Genomic DNA, 19,469 nt, shown 5'->3' with positions numbered 1-19,469 from the left:
AGTGTATAATTAGAGCTAAACTATTCAAATCATAAATAAAATGGAGAACTGGCATGCGCGTACTCGTGGTTGAGGACAACGCTCTGCTGCGCCATCACCTGAAAGTTCAGTTGCAGGAATTGGGCCATCAGGTAGATGCGGCAGAAGATGCGAAGGAAGCAGATTACTATCTGGGTGAACACGTTCCGGACATCGCTATTGTTGATCTTGGCCTGCCGGATGAAGACGGTCTGTCGCTCATTCGCCGCTGGCGCGGTCACGACGTCTCGGTGCCGATTCTGGTGCTCACCGCGCGTGAAGGGTGGCAGGACAAGGTCGAAGTTCTCAGCGCCGGGGCCGATGACTACGTCACCAAACCGTTTCATATCGAAGAGGTCGCCGCCCGCATGCAGGCTCTGCTGCGGCGTAACAGCGGCCTGGCCTCACAGGTTATCTCCATCCCGCCTTTCCAGGTTGATTTGTCGCGCCGTGAACTGTCGGTCAACGACCAGCCGATCAAACTTACCGCTTTCGAATACACCATTATGGAAACGCTGATCCGTAACCGGGGCAAAGTGGTCAGTAAAGACTCGCTGATGCTGCAACTCTATCCCGACGCCGAACTGCGCGAAAGCCACACCATTGATGTACTTATGGGAAGACTGCGCAAGAAAATCCAGGCCGAGCATCCGCAGGATGTGATTACGACGGTCCGCGGCCAGGGCTATCTGTTCGAACTTCGCGGATGAAAAGCGTGCTACGGCATATTCTGCCGCTGTCGCTTCGCGTCCGCTTTCTGCTGGCGACAGCCGCTGTGGTGCTGGTGCTGTCGCTGTCTTACGGAATGGTGGCGCTGGTCGGCTATAGCGTAAGCTTCGATAAAACCACTTTTCGCCTGCTACGTGGCGAGAGCAACCTGTTCTATATGCTGGCAAAGTGGGAAAACAACACAATTGAGGTCGATATTCCCGAAAACCTCAATATGCAAAGCCCCACAGTGACGCTGATTTACGACGCCAACGGCAAACTCTTATGGGCACAGCACGACGTGCCGTGGCTCACTAAACGCATTCAGCCGGAGTGGCTGAAAAACAACGGTTTTCATGAGATTGAGGCCGATGTCGACAGCAGTAGCATGCTGCAACACAATAACCTGGAAGTGCAGCAACAGCTGGACGCTATCCGTGAAGAGGATGACGACTCCGAGATGACCCACTCGGTGGCGATCAATCTTTACCCCGCCACCAGCACGATGCCGCAGTTGAGTATCGTGGTCGTCGATACCATTCCGGTGGAACTTAAGCGTTCCTATATGGTGTGGAGCTGGTTTATCTACGTGCTGGCGGCCAACCTGCTGCTGGTGATCCCGTTACTATGGGTAGCAGCATGGTGGAGCCTGCGACCTATCGAGTCGCTGGCAAAAGAGGTGCGTGAACTGGAAGAGCATCACCGTGAGATGCTCAACCCGAACACCACCCGCGAGCTCACCCGGCTGGTCAGCAACCTTAACCGCCTGCTGAAAAGTGAACGCGAGCGCTACGACAAATACCGCACCACCCTGACCGACCTGACCCATAGCCTGAAAACGCCGCTGGCGGTGATGCAAAGCACCCTGCGCTCGATGCGCGGCGGGAAGCTCAACGTCAATGAAGCCGAACCGGTGATGCTGGAACAGATTAGTCGTATCTCGCAGCAGATTGGTTACTATCTCCATCGTGCCAGCATGCGCAGCGGCGGCTCTCTCCTCAGTCGCGAACTTCACCCAATCGCCCCACTGCTTGATAGCCTGACCTCGGCGCTAAACAAGGTCTATCAGCGTAAAGGCGTGAATATCACCCTCGATATTTCACCGGAAATCAGCTTCGTCGGCGAACAGAATGATTTTATGGAAGTCATGGGCAACGTGCTCGACAACGCCTGCAAGTATTGCCTGGAGTTTGTGGAAGTCTCCGTGCGTCAGTCCAACGACAACCACCTGCATATTCTGGTTGAAGATGACGGTCCAGGGATCCCCCAGAGTCTGCGTAACGCGGTGTTCGATCGCGGTCAGCGCGCCGATACCCTGCGCCCCGGACAAGGCGTAGGCCTCGCCGTCGCCCGCGATATCGTTGAACAGTATGATGGACGCATCCTGACCGAGGACAGCTTACTCGGCGGAGCCTGCATGGAAGTCATTTTTGGTCACCAGCTCCCTGACGATAAAGAAAGCTAAAACAATCAGTTTTTTAACGGCGCCTGCATCATGCAGGTGCCGCATCCGTTATAATCCCTAACAAACACCTGCTGTGGAATATAATTATGGATTATCAATTAACGCTGAACTGGCCCGACTTTATCGAGCGCTACTGGCAAAAACGCCCGGTAGTACTGAAACGTGGCTTTGCTAATTTCGTCGATCCTTTAAGCCCGGATGAGCTGGCTGGACTGGCCATGGAGAGCGAAGTCGACAGCCGCCTGGTTAGCCACCAGGACGGCAAATGGCAGGTCAGCCACGGTCCGTTTGAAAGCTACGATCACCTGAGCGAGAATAACTGGTCGCTGTTGGTACAGGCGGTAAACAACTGGCACGAGCCATCAGCGGCGCTGATGGCTCCGTTCCGCGCCCTGCCCGACTGGCGCATCGACGATCTCATGATCTCATTTTCCGTCCCTGGCGGCGGCGTCGGTCCCCATCTCGATCAATACGACGTATTTATCATTCAGGGCACCGGTCGCCGCCGCTGGCGCGTGGGCGAAAAGGTGCCGATGAAGCAGCACTGCCCGCACCCAGATCTGCTGCAGGTTGACCCGTTTGACGCGATTATTGATGAAGAGATGGAGCCAGGCGATATTCTCTATATTCCACCGGGATTCCCGCATGAGGGCTATTCGCTGGAAAACTCGCTGAACTATTCCGTTGGCTATCGCGCCCCTAACGCCCGCGAACTGTTTAGCGGCTTTGCTGATTATGTTTTACAGCGCGAGTTAGGTAGCCAGCGTTACGCCGATCCGGACGTGCCGTCACGGGAGCATCCGGCGGATATTTTGCCTGCCGAGCTGGATCGCCTGCGCGAAATGATGCTCGGGCTGATTAACCAGCCGGAGCATTTTAAGCAGTGGTTTGGCGAATTTATTACTCAGTCCCGTCACGAGCTGGACGTCGCGCCGCCGGAGCCGCCGTATCAGCCCGATGAGATTTACGATGCCCTGCAGCAGGGGGATAAGCTGGCGCGCCTCGGTGGCCTGCGCGTGCTGCGTATCGATGGCGAGGTGTTCGTCAACGGCGAGCAAATTAACTCCCCGCACCGCCCGGCGCTGGATGCCATGGCAACGCACCTTTCGCTCAAGGCAGACCATTTCGGCGATGCGCTGGAAGACCCATCATTCCTCGCCCTGCTGGCGGCGCTGGTCAACAGCGGTTACTGGTTCTTCGAGGACTGAGCCCTCAGTTTGCCCGGTGGCGGCTAACGCCTTACCGGGCCTACGGCCGAGCTCCGGGTTTGCGTACCGAACCGTTTGTTTTGCCCGGTGGCGGCTAGCGCCTTACCGGGCCTACAGTACCGGGCTCCGGTTTACCGCTTTGCCGTCAGCTCGGCGATACGCACAATCACCTGCACCGCTTTTTCCATGCCTTCGAGAGTTACGAACTCATGCTTGCCGTGGTAGTTATAGCCGCCGGTAAACAGGTTCGGGCACGGTAAGCCCATAAAAGAGAGCTGCGCGCCGTCGGTGCCGCCACGAATCGGCTTCATTTCCGGCTCAATATGGCAATCCACCATCGCCTGACGAGCAATCTCGACCACGTGCGGGTGCGCCATCACCTTCTCATGCATATTGTAATAGCTGTCCTCAATAATCAGCTCAATATAGCAATCCGGGTGCAGCCCTTTGCCAACCTTCTTGGCGATCTCCATCATTTTGCGTTTGCGGGCTTCAAACTGCTTACGGTCAAAATCGCGGATGATATAGTGCATATCCGCACGATCGACCGTACCTTTGATACTGGCCAGATGGTAGAAGCCCTCGTAGCCTTCGGTGGTTTCCGGTGCTTCATCGGCGGGCACTTCGGCATGAATTCGTGCCGCCAGCGACAGCGCATTGACCATCACGCCCTTTGCGGTGCCGGGATGCACGTTGTTGCCGACGATCTTAATCGTCACCGACGCGGCGTTAAAGTTTTCAAACTCCAGCTCACCCACGCCGCCGCCATCGACGGTATAGGCCCAGCGGGCGTCAAACGCGGCGACGTCAAAATGCTTCGCCCCTTTTCCCACCTCTTCATCCGGGGTAAAGGCCACGCGAATATCGCCGTGGGGAATGTTCTTCGCCTTTAGCGTTGCCAGTGCGGTCATAATCTCGGCAATACCCGCTTTATCATCAGCGCCGAGCAGGGTTTTACCATCAGTGGTAATTAACGTCTGTCCAAGCAGCTGGTGCAGCACCGGAAACATCACTGGAGAAAGCACCTCGTCACCAATACCAAGAGCAATATCACCGCCGCGGTAGTTTTCAACTATCTGCGGATTGACGTTCTTGCCGCTGAAGTCTGGCGACGTATCAACGTGAGAAATAAAGCCAATGGCCGGAATATCGCCCGCGACGTTAGCCGGCAGGGTGCCCATGACTGTCCCTTTCTCACTTAGCGTCACATTGACGAGTCCCATTTCTTCCAGCTGCGCCTGGAGCAGGCGTAACAGCTTCCACTGCCCTTCGGTGCTCGGAACCTGACGCACACCAGGCTTCGATTGCGTGTCCAAAGAAACGTACTGCAAAAAACGCTCAAGCAATTTATCCATGTAGCCACCCTCTTCTTTTGTGACAACATTATTGATAAGCCGGAAAAGACAAATATTGCGTCAGGTCATTTTTAGCCCGGCAAATGAGAATTTAATCCATTTCGAACGATAATGTTGTAAAGGTAGTTCATCGTGGCGCATCAATCATTGGCGATTACAATCGTTTGCCGTAGAATGCTTGCCCTTATTATTTCATGTGCAAACCCAAAGGTGGTTAACCACAAACCCCGCATCGGTAAGCTTTCCGCTGCGTCTACATGGGACAGAGTCAAAAATTGAATATACAACCGCGTTCGCGTTCGCCGCTGGTTCAACTGGCGGGAATTCGCAAAAGCTTTGATGGTAAAACGGTAATATCCGACCTCAATCTGACCATCAACAACGGTGAGTTTCTCACCCTGCTTGGCCCCTCTGGCTGCGGTAAAACAACCGTTCTTCGTCTTATCGCCGGACTGGAAAACGTCGATAGCGGCCATATCCATCTCGAAGATCACGACATCACCCATATCCCGGCGGAAAACCGTCACGTTAACACCGTTTTTCAAAGCTATGCGCTCTTTCCGCACATGACGGTATTTGAGAACGTCGCCTTTGGCCTGCGCATGCAAAAAACCCCGGCGGCGGAAATTACCCCCCGCGTCCATGACGCTTTGCGCATGGTCCAGCTTGAAGAGTTTGCCCAGCGTAAACCGCATCAGCTTTCCGGTGGGCAACAGCAGCGCGTAGCGATTGCCCGAGCAGTGGTTAATAAACCGCGTCTGCTGCTGCTTGATGAATCCCTCTCCGCGCTGGACTACAAACTGCGCAAGCAGATGCAGAACGAGTTGAAAGCCCTCCAGCGTAAGCTCGGTATTACTTTCGTGTTCGTCACTCACGATCAGGAAGAAGCGCTAACCATGTCCGATCGCATCGTGGTGATGCGCGACGGAAAAATCGAGCAGGACGGCACGCCACGTGAAATCTACGAAGAGCCGAAAAACCTGTTTGTCGCCAGCTTTATCGGCGAAATCAACCTCTTCAATGCCACGGTCATCGAACGTATCGATGAACAGCGAGTACGTGCTAGCGTTGAAGGCCGTGAATGCAATATCTATGTCAACTTTGCCGTCGAAAATGGCCAGAAGCTCAATGTGTTACTGCGCCCGGAAGATCTACGCGTCGATGAGATTCACCACAGTAACGAGGCCGACGGCCTGATAGGCTATATCCGTGAACGCAACTATAAAGGCATGACGCTGGAGTCGGTGGTTGAGCTGGAAAACGGCAAGATGGTGATGGTCAGTGAATTCTTTAATGAAGACGATCCTGACTTTGACCACTCTCTCGACCAGAAAATGGCCATTAACTGGGTAGAAAGCTGGGAGGTTGTGCTGGCCGATGAAGAACACAAGTAGATTCCAAAATGTGGTGATTGCCACCATCGTGGGCTGGCTTGTGCTGTTTGTCTTTCTGCCCAACCTGATGATTATTGGCACCAGCTTCCTGACCCGCGACGATACCAATTTCGTCAAGCTGGTCTTTACGCTGGATAACTACGCGCGCCTGCTCGACCCGCTCTACTACGATGTGCTTCTGCACTCGCTGAATATGGCGCTGCTGGCGACGCTGGCCTGCCTGGCGCTCGGCTATCCCTTTGCCTGGTTTCTGGCGAGATTGCCCGAGAAAGTGCGTCCGCTGCTATTGTTTTTGCTGATCGTGCCTTTCTGGACCAATTCACTGATTCGTATCTACGGACTGAAGATCTTTCTCAGCACCAAAGGTTATCTCAACGAGTTTCTGCTGTGGTCAGGCGTTATCGATACGCCGCTGCGCATCATGTACACCCCCTCGGCGGTGATTATCGGCCTGGTCTATATTCTGCTACCGTTTATGGTAATGCCACTCTACTCCAGCATCGAGAAGCTCGACCGCCCGCTGCTGGAAGCGGCGAAAGATCTGGGTGCCAACAAGCTGCAAACCTTTATCCGCATCATCATTCCGCTGACCATGCCGGGCATTATCGCCGGCTGCCTGCTGGTGATGCTCCCGGCGATGGGGCTGTTCTACGTTTCTGACCTGATGGGCGGCGCGAAAAACCTGCTTATCGGTAACGTGATTAAGAGCCAGTTCCTCAACATTCGCGACTGGCCTTTCGGCGCGGCGACGAGCATTACGCTCACCCTGGTGATGGGCCTGATGCTGCTGATTTACTGGCGCGCGGCACGTTTACTGAATAAAAAGGTGGAGCTGGAATGATCGGTCGACTGCTGCGCGGCGGCTTTATGACCGCCATTTACGCGTACCTCTATATCCCCATTATTATTCTGATCGTCAACTCGTTTAACAGTTCACGCTTCGGCATCAACTGGCAAGGCTTCACCACCAAGTGGTATAGCCTGTTGATGAACAACGACAGCCTGCTGCAGGCAGCGCAGCACTCGCTGACCATGGCGGTGCTGTCGGCAACTTTCGCTACGCTTATCGGTTCACTGACCGCCGTCGCGCTGTATCGCTATCGGTTTCGCGGCAAGCCATTCGTCAGCGGAATGCTGTTTGTGGTGATGATGTCGCCAGATATCGTGATGGCGATTTCGCTGCTGGTGCTGTTTATGCTGATAGGCATCCAACTCGGCTTCTGGTCGCTGCTGTTTTCGCATATCACTTTCTGCCTGCCCTTTGTGGTCGTCACGGTATTCTCGCGCCTGAAGGGCTTCGACGTGCGGATGCTGGAAGCGGCAAAAGATCTCGGTGCCAGTGAAATAACCATTCTGCGCAAGATTATTCTGCCGCTGGCGTTGCCCGCAGTGGCAGCAGGCTGGCTGCTGAGCTTTACTCTGTCGATGGATGACGTGGTGGTCTCTTCGTTCGTGACCGGCCCAGGTTATGAAATCCTGCCGCTGAAAATTTATTCGATGGTCAAAGTTGGGGTATCGCCAGAGGTCAATGCGCTGGCGACCATTTTGTTGGTTCTGTCGCTGGTGATGGTGATTGCCAGCCAGTTAATTGCACGTGATAAAACTCAGGGGACGTTAAAATGAAAAAATGGTCACGCCACCTGCTCGCTGCGGGGGCTCTGGCAGTAGGTATGAGCGCCGCGCACGCGGACGATAGCAAAACGCTCTACTTCTATAACTGGACCGAGTATGTTCCACCGGGCCTGCTGGAGCAGTTCACCAAAGAGACCGGCATCAAGGTTATCTATTCGACCTACGAGTCGAACGAGACCATGTACGCCAAGCTCAAAACCTACAAAGACGGCGCTTATGACCTGGTGGTGCCGTCCACCTATTTCGTCGATAAAATGCGTAAAGAGGGCATGCTGCAGAAGATCGACAAAAGCAAGCTGACCAACTTCGGCAATCTCGATCCTGAAATGCTGAACAAACCGTTCGATCCAAATAACGACTACTCGATCCCCTACATCTGGGGCGCGACGGCGATTGGCGTCAATAGCGACGAAATCGATCCAAAGAGCGTCACCAGTTGGGCTGATTTGTGGAAGCCCGAGTATAAGAGCAGCCTTCTGCTGACCGACGACGCGCGCGAAGTGTTCCAGGTCGCGTTGCGTAAACTGGGCTACTCCGGCAATACCACCGATCCGAAAGAGATTGAAGCGGCGTATAACGAGCTGAAAAAACTGATGCCTAACGTGGCGGCGTTCAACTCCGATAACCCGGCGAACCCGTATATGGAAGGCGAAGTAAATCTCGGCATGGTGTGGAACGGCTCTGCATGGGTGGCGCGCCAGGCCGGTACGCCGCTGGAAGTGGTATGGCCGAAAGAAGGCGGCATCTTCTGGATGGATAGCCTGTCGATCCCGGCAAACGCCAAAAACGTCGACGGCGCGCTGAAGCTGATCAACTTCCTGCTGCGCCCGGAAGTGGCGAAACAGGTGGCGGAAACTATCGGCTACCCGACGCCAAATCTCGCCGCGCGTAAGATGCTGAGCCCGGAAGTCGCTAACGATAAATCCCTCTACCCGGACGCCGAGACGATTCAAAAAGGCGAGTGGCAGAACGACGTCGGCAGCGCCAGCACCTTGTATGAAGAGTATTATCAAAAGCTTAAAGCGGGTCGTTAATCGCTCCAGCCTGCCGGGCTTCGGTTAAGTTTAATACCCAAAATAGTTCGAGTTGCATCACGGCGGCAACTAAACGCATCCCCGGGAGCGTACAAACAGTACGTGACCGGGGTAAGTGCAGGCAGCCAACAAAGATGCGGCTTGAAATATGACGGGTATTAATGTGTTACAAGGATAAGTACACATGAAACAAGACAGTAAAGTCCTTTATTATATATTCCTCAGCATTGGCATCGTGATGATGCTCATCTCCGCCGCTATTTTTTATTATCAATATCGCTCTACCAGCAACGTTATCCATACTACCGGTATTATCGTTGATACCGAATTGCGCAGAAGCAACCCCAACGCCAAAGGGACAAAACGCAACAAAGCCACCTGGCGTCCCGTTGTCGCCTTCCGCCCGACGCCGGATTACACGCTCATTTTTAAATCAAAGAGCGGAAATTCCCTTTATGAAAACAGTGAAGGAGAAACCGTCGACGTTATTTACCCTCCTGGACAACCGCATCAGGCCAGAATCCATAGCCCATGGATGAATTTTTTTAAATGGGGTTTTTTAGGTCTTATTGGCATCATTTTTACTGCGGGGAGCCAGCTTATTCGCCCTTCCTCTAAAAAGAAACGGAGGGTAGTCCAGTGAAGAAGTTAATTACCCTATTGTTCTGTCTTTCGATATTTCATCCTGGTTTCGCAGCGTCAACGCCTGACATCGAAGGATACTTTACGGATACTACCAATACGGTCTCCAGTAAGAGCGACATTATCCAGCGCGCTGAGCGTTTCAAAAAGCAAACAGGGATCGCGCCGTTTATTCTGTTAACCACGCAAGAAACCCTTTTGCAGGCGAAAAAAGCACAACTCCTGCAATCGGCAAAACGACTGGCTGACGAAAATCAGGGCTTCCTGCTGCTGATTATCACTACCGACAGCCGCCAGATTGAACTGATTGGCGACCCGAAAGCACAGTCACGCCTACGGGACAGTCACGCGGCTTTAATCATTGAGAATCACACCCTCGCCTACTGGCAGAATAGTCTGTGGTTCCAGGGGCTCAATACCGCGCAGGACGTACTACAGGCGGCGCTATTACAGCAGCCCACTCCGCCGCTCACCTGGTATGCTTCGTCGGATGCGCCCTACAAAAACGATTTGCCCGGCCATCCGCTCGGTTTTCTCTTCTGGGTGCTGGCGTTTATGGCCTTCACATGGTGTTTCCGCTTCACCACCCGCTGGCGCTATGCGCTGAAGTTCACGCTGGTCATGACGATAGCCAACCTCTTTTATCAGGCCCTGTGCCTGTTCTTAAGTCACGGCGGGTTCTCACTGCACAAAATTGCTCCGCTATGGGCAGTGCTTATCGGCTTCTGCACCTTTCTGGCTACCTGGCTATGGACGAGAAGAAGGCGTTGAATAACGCCACTGATTGCTGACAAAGTGCACTCATCTGGAATTGCCCGGTGGCGGCTAGCGCCTTACCGGGCCTACGAAAATGCACAATTTATTGATATTGTGGGTTTTGTAGGCCGGGCAAGGCGTCAGCCGCCGCCCGGCAGAAACGCGAGCACAATTTTTAAATCTGGTTTGTCATCAGTATCAGGCGTTGAATAACGCCGCTCTTTTCTTAACCCTGCTGACGCAGAGCGTCGGCAATTAAGCGCGCTTCTTTCGCCGGGTCTTCCGCGTGTGTAATCGCAGAGCCCACAATCACCACGTCCGGCTTCAACGCCGCGTAGGAAGCAATCGTTTTGCTGCTGATGCCCCCGGCGACGGCGATTTTGGCATGGCGGCGGTGCTCAATCATCACCGCCAGGTCGTCAATCGGCTTACGCCCCGCGGCCTGCTGGTCGGTACCGGTGTGGACCGCCAGCATATTGGCGCCGGCATCTTCAAGCTGGCGCACGCGCGCCGGAAGGTCATCAACGCAAATCATATCGACCACCACCTGCTTACCGAAATCTTTCGCCGCCATAATGCAGGACTGAATGGTCAGAATATCCGTCACGCCCAATACCGTGACATATTCAGCGCCAGCGTTAAATGCCATTTCAGATTCAAAATAGCCGCCATCCATAATTTTGGCGTCAGCCAAAACTTCTTTATGCGGATATTTCTCTTTAATGGCTTTTATCGCATGGCATCCTTCACGAATTAAAAAGGGTGTTCCTACTTCAATAATATCAATATCCTTCTCAACTTTATCAATAAAGACCAGCGCTTCGCTTAAGGTCATTTCATCAATAGCCAGCTGTAATTTCATGTTAATTCCCCTATGATTATTCAAGATTGGCGTGCAGCGCAAAACCTTTGGTTAATAGATGGCCGTTCATTTCTGCCAGACGTAAAGTCAGGGTATCGCCGAGCAGCAATACGCTCTCTTCAAACATACTGCCGCCGGGCAGCACGCCTTTAACGTTATCCGGTCCGTCCGGCAGCTTGTCGGTATAGGCCGGCAGCTTCACCGTGACATCCGCCAGTTGGCCTAAGGTTGATTCTGGAAAGATGCTTAACAACACAATTTTACCGCCCAGACTACGGGCCTTTTTGGCGACCTGAATCAGCGAACCGGTTTCACCGGACGCGCTGGCAAGCAGCAGCAAATCGCCTTCCCGCAACGCCGGAGTCACGACGTCACCAACAATATGCACGCTTATACCGATATGCATCAGCCGCATCGCAAACGCTTTAAGCATCAGCAGCGAACGCCCGGCCCCATAAACAAATACCGCAGGGGCTTCGCTAATGAGCAGTTCCAGATGCTGTACATCATCGGCATTCACTTTTTTAAATAGCTGATGCAGATCGTTGCTGGCCTGAATGACGTTATTTACCGAGTTCATTATCTTCCCTCCCGAACGGGCAATAACTCATCGTGAATATCCAGCATGGACATAATTTCATCGACATAACTGTCAACGTTACCCAAAAAATGAAAACGCTGCGGGTCTTCTTGATAGCTCTGATAAACCGGTTTATTAAAGACGATCCCCAGCCGTGGATTCTCTTTTACCGTGGCAAAGCGTATTTTCGGCAATTGTGGATAATGTTTATTTTTCACCACCGTCAACTGACCGTTCTCTTCATAGACCGAACAGCTCATACCGTGATAATACTGAACGGGTTCGTAGTGGATCGCACAGGGGACATAGGCCAGATTGCTGAATACCAGCGGACCGTCACCAATATTAATTGCGCAGTGGCCATAATTTGGCGGAACAATGATACTTTGCCCGGCCTTAACGACGGCAATAATAATGTCATCTACCGCTAAATCTTGTGGATCAACGGAATAATCTGGTGATTTTTGCAGAACATAGGCCGCCGTACCGCTGATGACTTCATACACCTCAGGGTGCGTATTCTTACCGCTCTCATTAATGCCATGATAATGGCCGCTGGTTTTCTTACGCTCATTGCCAATCAGCCCGGACAGCACAATCGTAATATCGTAGCGATACCTGTCGGCTTCCAGCGTTTTTTCATCTTCAGGGAAAGCAATCCCCCGATAAACATCATAAACCAAGGTATCTTTTTTCTCTTCGCTAAATTCCCAGAGTAGCCCCGCCATCTGCCCGGCTTTTTTTCGTCCATAGCCTAAATAATTCAACGGTGCCTTAAGAGCCATAACCTCATCGGTATCCAGCCACAGGGGAATACCGCTATGCGTGAGTAATTTCATAGAACCTCCTTTAAGAGTGAACAGTGTGAAGTACAGCCTTTTCCTGCTGCGCCTTAACGGCGCGAATTTCTTCTTTTAAACGGTCGGATTTCATGCCAAAAACGCTTTGAATATTCTGTCCAACCTCAACAATTCCCGATGCGCCTAATTGTTTAAGCCTGTTCTTATCCACAATAGCTTTATCGACAACATCAATACGCAGTCGCGACATGCAAGCCTCAATGCTGCGCATATTCTCTAATCCACCGTAGGCGGCAATAATGTTGGTGATTAGCGCATCCGATTTCACATCCGCGCTATTACCGTTTTCTGCTAATATTTTTTCACGCCCCGGAGTGAGTAAATTCCAGCGTTTAATTGCCCAGCTAAACAGGAAGTAATAAACCGCGCCCATCACCAGACCGACCGGAATCACCATGTACCAGTTGCCGCCGCGCGGCAGTACGCCAAAAAATAGGTAGTCAATTAAACCGCCGGAGAACGACAGACCAATGTGAACGCTGAACAATTCCATCAGCAGGAATACTACCCCGGCAAGCACCGCATGAATGCCGTAGAGCACCGGTGCGACGAACAGGAACGAGAACTCCACGGGTTCAGTAATGCCGCAGACGATAGAAGTAATCGCGCCGGAGAGCATAATGCCTTTTACCCGCGCCTTATTTTCGTCATCAGCGCAGCGATAAATCGCCAGGGCAATGGCCGGAATACAGAACATCTTGATTGGCGTCAGGCCGGCCATAAAGGTCCCGGCGGTGAGCGGCACCTGGTCTTTTAACTGCGCGAAGAAAATCAGCTGATCGCCGTGAACCACCTGCCCGGCTTTATTAACGTATTCGCCAAACTGTAACCAGAAGGTAGGCCACCAGACGTGGTTTAAACCAAAAGGAATCAGCAGGCGCTCTACGAAACCAAACAGGAAAGCGGAGAACCCAAGGCCGGAGTTCATCATGGTATTAGACAGGCCATTAATCGCATGCTGCACCGGAGGCCAGATGATTGCCATAACCAAACCAACAAACAGCGCTGCGAAGGAGGTAATAATTGGCACAAAGCGCTTGCCGGAAAAGAATTCCAGCCAGGAAGGCAAGCTTATCTGGTAATAACGCTTATAGAGCCATGCGGCGATAATACCGATAACAATCCCGCCAAAAACCCCCGTTTGTAGCGATGGGATCCCCAGCACAAAGGTATAATCGCGCACCTGAGATACCGATTCGGCAGTAATACCTAAAAACTGCCCGATGGTGACATTCATTATCAAAAATCCGACTATCGCCGATAGCCCGGCAATACCCTGATCGTTTGACAATCCCACCGCTACGCCGACGGCAAATAACAACGGCAGATTGGCAAATATAATTCCGCCTGCCTCCGACATAAGTTTTAATGTGTGAACTAACCAATTTGCACCCAGAAAAGGCAGCTGCGCCACAATATTGGGATCCTGTAAACTGGTACCAAATGCCAATAAAATCCCTGCCGCCGGTAACATTGCAATAGGAATCATTAGCGAGCGACCAATACTTTGCAGTTTTTGCAACAAATTAAATTTTTCCATTCCGCAACTCCTGATGATCGTTGAACGTCATTTCGCCCGAAATATTTTTTTGCTTTCGCAACTCTGACTAACACGTTTACTCCAGGCTGCGAATAGACTGATTATTTGCTGTGGAATGCTTTTTAAAAACTGTAATAAGCCACACTTATTACTTCCGGTTTTAGCCAAAAACAGGAAGTACTTTGAACACAATCACACTTAAAGCCGCTATTCCTGCATAAAATAGGAAAAAATTCCTTTTATAGAGCGGAAAACTGATGGCGAATATCGAAGATCACTTCCGCAAATTGTACGCACGCTACGGCGTCGGCCAGGATATGCCGGTCCAGGTGCAGCAAATTGCCGAGTTGTTCGATTGTTCAATAAGAAATGCGCGAATTACCCTCACGCGGATGCAGCAGGAAAACTGGATAGAGTGGCAGCCCCAGCGCGGTCGGGGTAAGCAATCGATATTGCGTCTGCTGATCGCACCGGATACGTTAATCAACCAGAATATTGAGCAGATGATTGCCCATTTTGACTACGGCAACGTGCTGAAATTTATTGGCAATGAAAAACAGGCCCTGAATCGAATTATTCAATATCGCTTCGGCGCCCAGGAAAATAATAGCGAAACCCGCGTTCGTATTCCCTATTATCGCGATATTGACCGGCTCAATCCCCTGCACCCGCTGCGGCGTACGGAGCGACATCTGGTTCGTCAGTGTTTAAGCGGTCTGACCCGTTATGACGGCGTTCAGGGAAAAATTGTCCCGGATATCGCGCATTACTGGACTCACAACGAGCAGGCTACTCGCTGGGAGTTCTATATAAAATCAACGGCCCATTTTTCCGACGGCGAACGGCTAAGCGCGCCTCTGTTGGCGCGCTGTCTGAACGCCGCCAGCCAGAGCCCCTGGTTTGCTGCGTTGTTTAGTGATTTATCCGCCATTTACGCTGCCGATGAATACCAGCTGGTGGTCGAAACATCTGTCTCAATGAACCGGCTCGACTGCCTGCTGGCGACCCAGGCCGCTCTGATTTTCGACCTGCGGGACAGCGAAATGCGCTGTAGCGGCCCCTTTCGCATTCAGCGGCACCAGGGCAACTTTCTGACGCTCCATCGCAATGAGCATTATCATCAGGCCCGGCCAATGCTCAATGAAATCAACATCTTTACCTGGGCACCGGAGAGCATCAGCACGAGTTTTATCCCGGTGTTACACGGAGAGCAGGCGCTGGATACCCGCCCGCTTAGCGAGCGGCAGCTGGAAAAAGGGAGTTGCTTTGTGCTGGTGGATAACGAAGGGCTTTTCGCTGACGATGTCGGCAGGCGTTTTCTCAATCACGTGCTGCAACCCATGGCGCTGCTCGATCGCACTAATCTTCCACAAGAGTACGCCAGCATCCTGTCGATTGCGCAAGGGTTACTACCGGAATGGAACCACCGACGAGTCGATTTCGGCAATATTCCACTACCGTTTACCGCTCACCGTCAGGTATCGATTGCCACCTTCGGTCAACCGGAGCTTATCGAGCTTGCGCAGGCCATGGCCGATATCCTGCGCGGGCATCATTTTCAATGCACCGTGCACGTTTACACTTTTGAAGAATTTACGATGGGGAACACGCAGAGCGCGGATGTCTGGCTCACTAATTTTATGCTGGATACGCTTTCCAGCCCGGCTTTCCTGGACTGGCTGGCCTCATCCCCCGTCTTTCGCCATTTGCCGGAAAAAGCGCAGCAGGATCATCGGGCGCTTATTCAGCACATTCTCAATGAGGCCGACGATGTTGCCCATCAGAGTATCAACGAACACTTTCATCAGCTCACTCACCAGCGGTGGATTATTCCGCTGCTGCACCACTGGATGGAGTTCGCTAACGAAAATTCGTTTACCTGGCGCGATTTGAGCACCCTGGGCTGGCCCGATTTCAGCCAGCTGTGGCTATAGTGAAGGGTTACGCTCTAAGCGGGTGGATCCTTGATTTAACCAGCGCTTCCTCAACGTCAAAATCCGCCAGCGGGTAGTTGGTCGCCACCAGATAAAATCGGCCATCTTGCGCCGGGTATTCATGTACGTTGTAGTTCACCATTTTTGGCTGCGCGGAGGCGGAATCTGTATTGGCGGCGTAACGCTGAACCGGCGCTGAGTATTTCGAACGGACCTGGAGAGAGTGGGTTTTGATATCGCGGTAGGTTTCGCCGTGATGTTCGTCGCCGAGGATAAGGTAGTCAACATACTCAGTGGCCATGGTTATATTCCTTCTCTGTTACCTGAGTTAAGGAACATGCCACAAATGAATATTTGATAATGCCTCGTTAGTCACAATGTTACTTTTTTGTGAAGCAAAACAGTATTAAAAGCTCCCGAAGGCGGTGCTGCGCACCTGCCCGGGCTACCCGACCACGTAGGCCCTGTAGCCCGGGAGAGGTGGACTACAACAGTGCTTTCGCCTTCGCGACCACGTTGTCGACAGTGAAGCCAAACTCTTCAAACAGCAGCTCAGCCGGAGCAGATTCGCCGAAGGTAGTCATACCGACGATAGCGCCGTTCAGGCCCACGTATTTGAACCAGTAGTCAGCGATGCCCGCTTCAACGGCTACGCGAGCAGAGACTGCTTTCGGCAGCACGGCTTCACGGTAAGCCGCATCCTGCTTGTCGAACGCGTCGGTAGACGGCATGGAAACCACGCGCGCCTTCACGCCTTCGGCAGTCAGTTTTTCGTAAGCAGCTACCGCCAGCTCTACTTCTGAACCGGTGGCGATGAAAATCAGCTCTGGCTGCGAGCCCGCGCACTCTTTCAGCACGTAACCGCCGCGGGCGACGTTCGCCAGCTGCTCTTCGGTACGCTCCTGCTGCGCCAGGTTCTGACGGGACAGAATCAGCGCGGTCGGGCCGTCCTGACGCTCAACGCCGTATTTCCACGCGATAGCGGATTCAACCTGGTCACACGGACGCCATGTGGACATGTTTGGCGTGACGCGCAGGGAAGCAACCTGCTCAACCGGCTGGTGAGTCGGGCCATCTTCGCCCAGACCGATGGAGTCGTGGGTATAGACCATCACCTGACGCTGCTTCATGAGAGCCGCCATACGCACCGCGTTACGGGCGTATTCGACGAACATCAGGAAGGTGGAGGTGTACGGCAGGAAACCGCCGTGCAGCGAGATACCGTTGGCAATCGCGGTCATGCCGAATTCGCGCACGCCGTAATGGATGTAGTTACCGACGGCGTCTTCGTTGATGGCTTTAGAGCCGGACCAGATGGTCAGGTTAGACGGTGCCAGGTCAGCGGAGCCGCCGAGGAATTCAGGCAGCAACGGACCGAAAGCTTCGATCGCATTCTGGGATGCTTTACGGCTGGCGATTTTCGCCGGATTCGCCTGCAGCTTAGCGATGAACTCATTCGCTTTCGCATCGAAGTCAGACGGCATATCGCCTTTCATACGACGGGTGAATTCTGCCGCTTCCTGCGGGAAGGCTTTCGCGTATGCCGCAAACTTCTCGTTCCAGACGGACTCTTTTGCCTGACCGGCTTCTTTCGCATCCCACTGCGCATAGATATCAGACGGGATTTCAAAGGCCGGGTGCTTCCAGCCGAGCGCTTCACGGGTCAGCGCGATTTCCGCGTCGCCCAGCGGCGCGCCGTGGGAATCATGGGAGCCCTGTTTGTTCGGCGAACCAAAACCGATGATGGTTTTGCACATCAGCAGAGACGGTTTGTCAGTAACTGCACGTGCTTCTTCCACTGCGCGTTTAATCGCCTCAGCATCGTGACCGTCCACGCCACGAACAACGTGCCAGCCGTAGGCTTCAAAACGCTTCGCGGTGTCGTCGGTGAACCAGCCTTCAACGTGACCGTCGATGGAGATGCCGTTGTCGTCATAGAACGCCACCAGCTTGCCCAGTTTCAGGGTACCGGCCAGGGAGCATACCTCGTGAGAGATACCTTCCATCATGCAGCCGTCGCCCATAAAGACGTACGTAAAGTGGTCAACAATGTCGTGGCCCGGGCGGTTGAACTGCGCAGACAGGGTTTTCTCCGCAATCGCCATACCTACCGCATTGGCAATCCCCTGCCCCAGCGGGCCGGTGGTGGTTTCAACACCCGGGGTGTAACCCACTTCCGGGTGGCCCGGCGTTTTAGAGTGCAGCTGGCGGAAACTCTGCAAATCGTTCAGCGAAACATCGTAGCCCGTCAGATGCAGCAGGCTGTAAATCAGCATCGAGCCGTGACCGTTGGAGAGAATAAAGCGGTCACGATCGGCCCATGCCGGGTTGCTCGGGTTATGCCGCAGGAAGTCCCGCCACAGGACCTCCGCAATATCCGCCATCCCCATCGGCGCCCCGGGGTGGCCGGAGTTTGCCTTCTGCACCGCGTCCATGCTCAGCGCACGCAGCGCATTGGCGCACAGGCGGCGGGTATTATTGGTTGTGTTCATCAGGATATTCCCCACGCCTTACAGCATCTGCTGAATCTGATTTTCCAGTTTGACCTGGTCGACCGCGAACAACCGGATCCCTTCCGCCAGTTTATCCACTGCCATGGGGTCCTGATTATGCAACCAGAGGAACTCCGCCGGGGTCATCGGGCTGGGGCGGGTTTCCGTCACGTTGCCTGGCACCAGCTGACGGGTCAGGGTACATTCGCTGGCGGCCAGTTCATCAAGCAGCGCCGGAGAGATAGTTAGACGGTCGCAGCCTGCCAGCGCCTGGATCTGCTCAATGCGGCGGAAGCTGGCCCCCATTACCACGGTGTCGTAGCCGTGGGACTTGTAGTACTGATAAATCTGGCGCACGGAAACCACGCCCGGGTCGCTGTCCACCTGATACTCCGCCTGCGGCTGATTTTTCTGATACCAGTCGTAAATACGCCCGACAAACGGCGAGATTAAAAAGACGCCCGCTTCGGCACAAGCCCGTGCTTGAGCAAAAGAGAACAGCAGGGTCAGGTTGCAGTTGATGCCGCTCTGCTCCAGCTCTTCAGCAGCGCGAATGCCCTCCCAGGTGGCGGCAAGTTTGATAAGGATACGCTCCGGCCCAATGCCGTTCTTTTCGTACATCTGGATAAGTTTGCGTGCTTTCGACACGCACATCCCGCGATCCCAGGCAAATCGGGCATCGACTTCTGTCGAGATACGCCCCGGCACGTGGCGCAGCACTTCGCTACCGATATCCACCGCCACCTGGTCGCAGGCGTTAATCAGCTGCGTTTGTGCGCTGCCGCCCTGCTGGCGAGCTTTGCCGATAGCGTCGGCAATCAGCGCCTGATACTGCGGCAGCTGTGCGGCCTTGAGCACCAGTGAAGGGTTAGTCGTGGCATCCTGCGGGGCAAATTTTTTAATCGATTCAATATCACCGGTATCGGCGACAACCGTGGTGTATTTTTTCAGCTCGTCTAACTGGCTCATAGTCTGTTCCTTATATTACG

General features: G+C 53.3%; 18 protein-coding genes. 10 read left to right on the top strand and 8 right to left on the bottom strand.

Going from position 1 to position 19,469, the window contains the following annotated elements; all coding sequences use genetic code 11:
- Positions 1-53: 53 nt before the first annotated feature.
- The 3 genes from phoP (at position 54) to HV127_RS19120 (ending at position 3,399) form a co-directional block, all read left to right on the top strand.
- A complete protein-coding gene (phoP, locus tag HV127_RS19130; RefSeq protein WP_112216649.1) occupies positions 54-728 on the top strand; it encodes a two-component system response regulator PhoP in 675 nt (224 codons plus the stop codon).
- A complete protein-coding gene (gene phoQ / locus HV127_RS19125; RefSeq protein ID WP_182237960.1) occupies positions 725-2,191 on the top strand; it encodes a two-component system sensor histidine kinase PhoQ in 1,467 nt (488 codons plus the stop codon). Before phoP ends, phoQ begins: the two co-directional genes overlap by 4 nt.
- Before the next feature lie 86 nt (positions 2,192-2,277).
- Positions 2,278-3,399 carry a cupin domain-containing protein gene (locus HV127_RS19120; protein ID WP_182237958.1) on the top strand — a complete coding sequence of 374 codons (1,122 nt, stop codon included), beginning with the start codon at positions 2,278-2,280 and terminating at the stop codon, positions 3,397-3,399.
- A gap of 131 nt (positions 3,400-3,530) precedes the next feature.
- Here the strand turns inward: HV127_RS19120 and pepT are convergent, their stop codons facing one another.
- Entirely contained in the window at positions 3,531-4,754 is a 1,224-nt protein-coding gene (pepT, locus tag HV127_RS19115) for a peptidase T (RefSeq protein ID WP_182237955.1), read from the bottom strand.
- A gap of 257 nt (positions 4,755-5,011) precedes the next feature.
- Here pepT and potA point away from each other — a divergent pair, with 257 nt between their 5' ends.
- From potA to HV127_RS19085, 6 genes are all read left to right on the top strand, one after another.
- Positions 5,012-6,148: a spermidine/putrescine ABC transporter ATP-binding protein PotA gene (potA, locus tag HV127_RS19110; protein WP_182237953.1), complete on the top strand. Its 1,137-nt coding sequence runs from the start codon at positions 5,012-5,014 to the stop codon at positions 6,146-6,148.
- Positions 6,132-6,989 (top strand): spermidine/putrescine ABC transporter permease PotB, encoded by an 858-nt coding sequence (gene potB / locus HV127_RS19105; RefSeq protein WP_142514168.1) that lies wholly within the window; start codon positions 6,132-6,134, stop codon positions 6,987-6,989. Before potA ends, potB begins: the two co-directional genes overlap by 17 nt.
- On the top strand, positions 6,986-7,771 hold the full coding sequence (gene potC / locus HV127_RS19100) for a spermidine/putrescine ABC transporter permease PotC (protein ID WP_181482658.1): 786 nt from the start codon (positions 6,986-6,988) through the stop codon (positions 7,769-7,771). The genes potB and potC overlap by 4 nt, the downstream gene beginning before the upstream one ends.
- Positions 7,768-8,814 carry a spermidine/putrescine ABC transporter substrate-binding protein PotD gene (gene potD / locus HV127_RS19095; RefSeq protein ID WP_182237951.1) on the top strand — a complete coding sequence of 349 codons (1,047 nt, stop codon included), beginning with the start codon at positions 7,768-7,770 and terminating at the stop codon, positions 8,812-8,814. Before potC ends, potD begins: the two co-directional genes overlap by 4 nt.
- A 184-nt stretch (positions 8,815-8,998) precedes the next feature.
- Positions 8,999-9,457 (top strand): DUF3592 domain-containing protein, encoded by a 459-nt coding sequence (locus tag HV127_RS19090; RefSeq protein ID WP_182237948.1) that lies wholly within the window; start codon positions 8,999-9,001, stop codon positions 9,455-9,457.
- On the top strand, positions 9,454-10,227 hold the full coding sequence (locus tag HV127_RS19085) for a TPM domain-containing protein (RefSeq protein WP_182237946.1): 774 nt from the start codon (positions 9,454-9,456) through the stop codon (positions 10,225-10,227). The genes HV127_RS19090 and HV127_RS19085 overlap by 4 nt, the downstream gene beginning before the upstream one ends.
- Before the next feature lie 211 nt (positions 10,228-10,438).
- Here the strand turns inward: HV127_RS19085 and hxlA are convergent, their stop codons facing one another.
- From hxlA to ptsG, 4 genes are read right to left on the bottom strand one after another with little or no spacing between them, the layout of a single operon-like run.
- Positions 10,439-11,074, bottom strand: coding sequence for a 3-hexulose-6-phosphate synthase (gene hxlA / locus HV127_RS19080; RefSeq protein WP_182237945.1), 636 nt, complete (start codon positions 11,072-11,074; stop codon positions 10,439-10,441).
- Positions 11,075-11,090: 16 nt separating this feature from the next.
- Positions 11,091-11,654: a 6-phospho-3-hexuloisomerase gene (hxlB, locus tag HV127_RS19075; RefSeq protein WP_182237943.1), complete on the bottom strand. Its 564-nt coding sequence runs from the start codon at positions 11,652-11,654 to the stop codon at positions 11,091-11,093.
- Entirely contained in the window at positions 11,654-12,493 is an 840-nt protein-coding gene (locus tag HV127_RS19070; protein WP_182237941.1) for a glucose-6-phosphate isomerase family protein, read from the bottom strand. The genes hxlB and HV127_RS19070 overlap by 1 nt, the downstream gene beginning before the upstream one ends.
- A 10-nt stretch (positions 12,494-12,503) precedes the next feature.
- Positions 12,504-14,054 carry a glucose-specific PTS transporter subunit IIBC gene (ptsG, locus tag HV127_RS19065; protein ID WP_182237939.1) on the bottom strand — a complete coding sequence of 517 codons (1,551 nt, stop codon included), beginning with the start codon at positions 14,052-14,054 and terminating at the stop codon, positions 12,504-12,506.
- Between the two features lie 257 nt (positions 14,055-14,311).
- On the opposite strand from ptsG, the gene HV127_RS19060 reads away from it, so the two are divergent.
- A complete protein-coding gene (locus tag HV127_RS19060; RefSeq protein ID WP_182237937.1) occupies positions 14,312-15,988 on the top strand; it encodes an SgrR family transcriptional regulator in 1,677 nt (558 codons plus the stop codon).
- 7 nt (positions 15,989-15,995) lie between these two features.
- On the opposite strand, the gene HV127_RS19055 is transcribed toward HV127_RS19060, so the two are convergent.
- The 3 genes from HV127_RS19055 to tal all read right to left on the bottom strand — a co-directional run bounded on the left by HV127_RS19055 (position 15,996) and on the right by tal (position 19,449).
- Positions 15,996-16,289 (bottom strand): hypothetical protein, encoded by a 294-nt coding sequence (locus HV127_RS19055; protein ID WP_139537839.1) that lies wholly within the window; start codon positions 16,287-16,289, stop codon positions 15,996-15,998.
- 184 nt (positions 16,290-16,473) lie between these two features.
- Entirely contained in the window at positions 16,474-18,480 is a 2,007-nt protein-coding gene (gene tkt, locus HV127_RS19050; RefSeq protein ID WP_182237935.1) for a transketolase, read from the bottom strand.
- Between the two features lie 18 nt (positions 18,481-18,498).
- A complete protein-coding gene (tal, locus tag HV127_RS19045) occupies positions 18,499-19,449 on the bottom strand; it encodes a transaldolase (protein WP_182237933.1) in 951 nt (316 codons plus the stop codon).
- Positions 19,450-19,469 lie beyond the last annotated feature (20 nt).

It is taken from the genome of Klebsiella sp. RHBSTW-00215, assembly GCF_014103785.1.
GTDB lineage: Bacteria > Pseudomonadota > Gammaproteobacteria > Enterobacterales > Enterobacteriaceae > Klebsiella.
Note: the sequence above shows the minus strand (reverse complement) of the source record. Positions and strands in the feature narration are given on the sequence as shown.

Bases quoted from the DNA above. Each gene is read 5' to 3' on its own strand.
- phoP (WP_112216649.1), top strand. From the start codon at position 54: ATGCGCGTACTCGTGGTTGAGGACAACGCTCTGCTGCGCCATCACCTG.
- phoQ (WP_182237960.1), top strand. From the start codon at position 725: ATGAAAAGCGTGCTACGGCATATTCTGCCGCTGTCGCTTCGCGTCCGC.
- HV127_RS19120 (WP_182237958.1), top strand. From the start codon at position 2,278: ATGGATTATCAATTAACGCTGAACTGGCCCGACTTTATCGAGCGCTAC.
- pepT (WP_182237955.1), bottom strand. From the start codon at position 4,754: ATGGATAAATTGCTTGAGCGTTTTTTGCAGTACGTTTCTTTGGACACG.
- potA (WP_182237953.1), top strand. From the start codon at position 5,012: ATGGGACAGAGTCAAAAATTGAATATACAACCGCGTTCGCGTTCGCCG.
- potB (WP_142514168.1), top strand. From the start codon at position 6,132: ATGAAGAACACAAGTAGATTCCAAAATGTGGTGATTGCCACCATCGTG.
- potC (WP_181482658.1), top strand. From the start codon at position 6,986: ATGATCGGTCGACTGCTGCGCGGCGGCTTTATGACCGCCATTTACGCG.
- potD (WP_182237951.1), top strand. From the start codon at position 7,768: ATGAAAAAATGGTCACGCCACCTGCTCGCTGCGGGGGCTCTGGCAGTA.
- HV127_RS19090 (WP_182237948.1), top strand. From the start codon at position 8,999: ATGAAACAAGACAGTAAAGTCCTTTATTATATATTCCTCAGCATTGGC.
- hxlA (WP_182237945.1), bottom strand. From the start codon at position 11,074: ATGAAATTACAGCTGGCTATTGATGAAATGACCTTAAGCGAAGCGCTG.
- hxlB (WP_182237943.1), bottom strand. From the start codon at position 11,654: ATGAACTCGGTAAATAACGTCATTCAGGCCAGCAACGATCTGCATCAG.
- HV127_RS19070 (WP_182237941.1), bottom strand. From the start codon at position 12,493: ATGAAATTACTCACGCATAGCGGTATTCCCCTGTGGCTGGATACCGAT.
- ptsG (WP_182237939.1), bottom strand. From the start codon at position 14,054: ATGGAAAAATTTAATTTGTTGCAAAAACTGCAAAGTATTGGTCGCTCG.
- HV127_RS19060 (WP_182237937.1), top strand. From the start codon at position 14,312: ATGGCGAATATCGAAGATCACTTCCGCAAATTGTACGCACGCTACGGC.
- HV127_RS19055 (WP_139537839.1), bottom strand. From the start codon at position 16,289: ATGGCCACTGAGTATGTTGACTACCTTATCCTCGGCGACGAACATCAC.
- tkt (WP_182237935.1), bottom strand. From the start codon at position 18,480: ATGAACACAACCAATAATACCCGCCGCCTGTGCGCCAATGCGCTGCGT.
- tal (WP_182237933.1), bottom strand. From the start codon at position 19,449: ATGAGCCAGTTAGACGAGCTGAAAAAATACACCACGGTTGTCGCCGAT.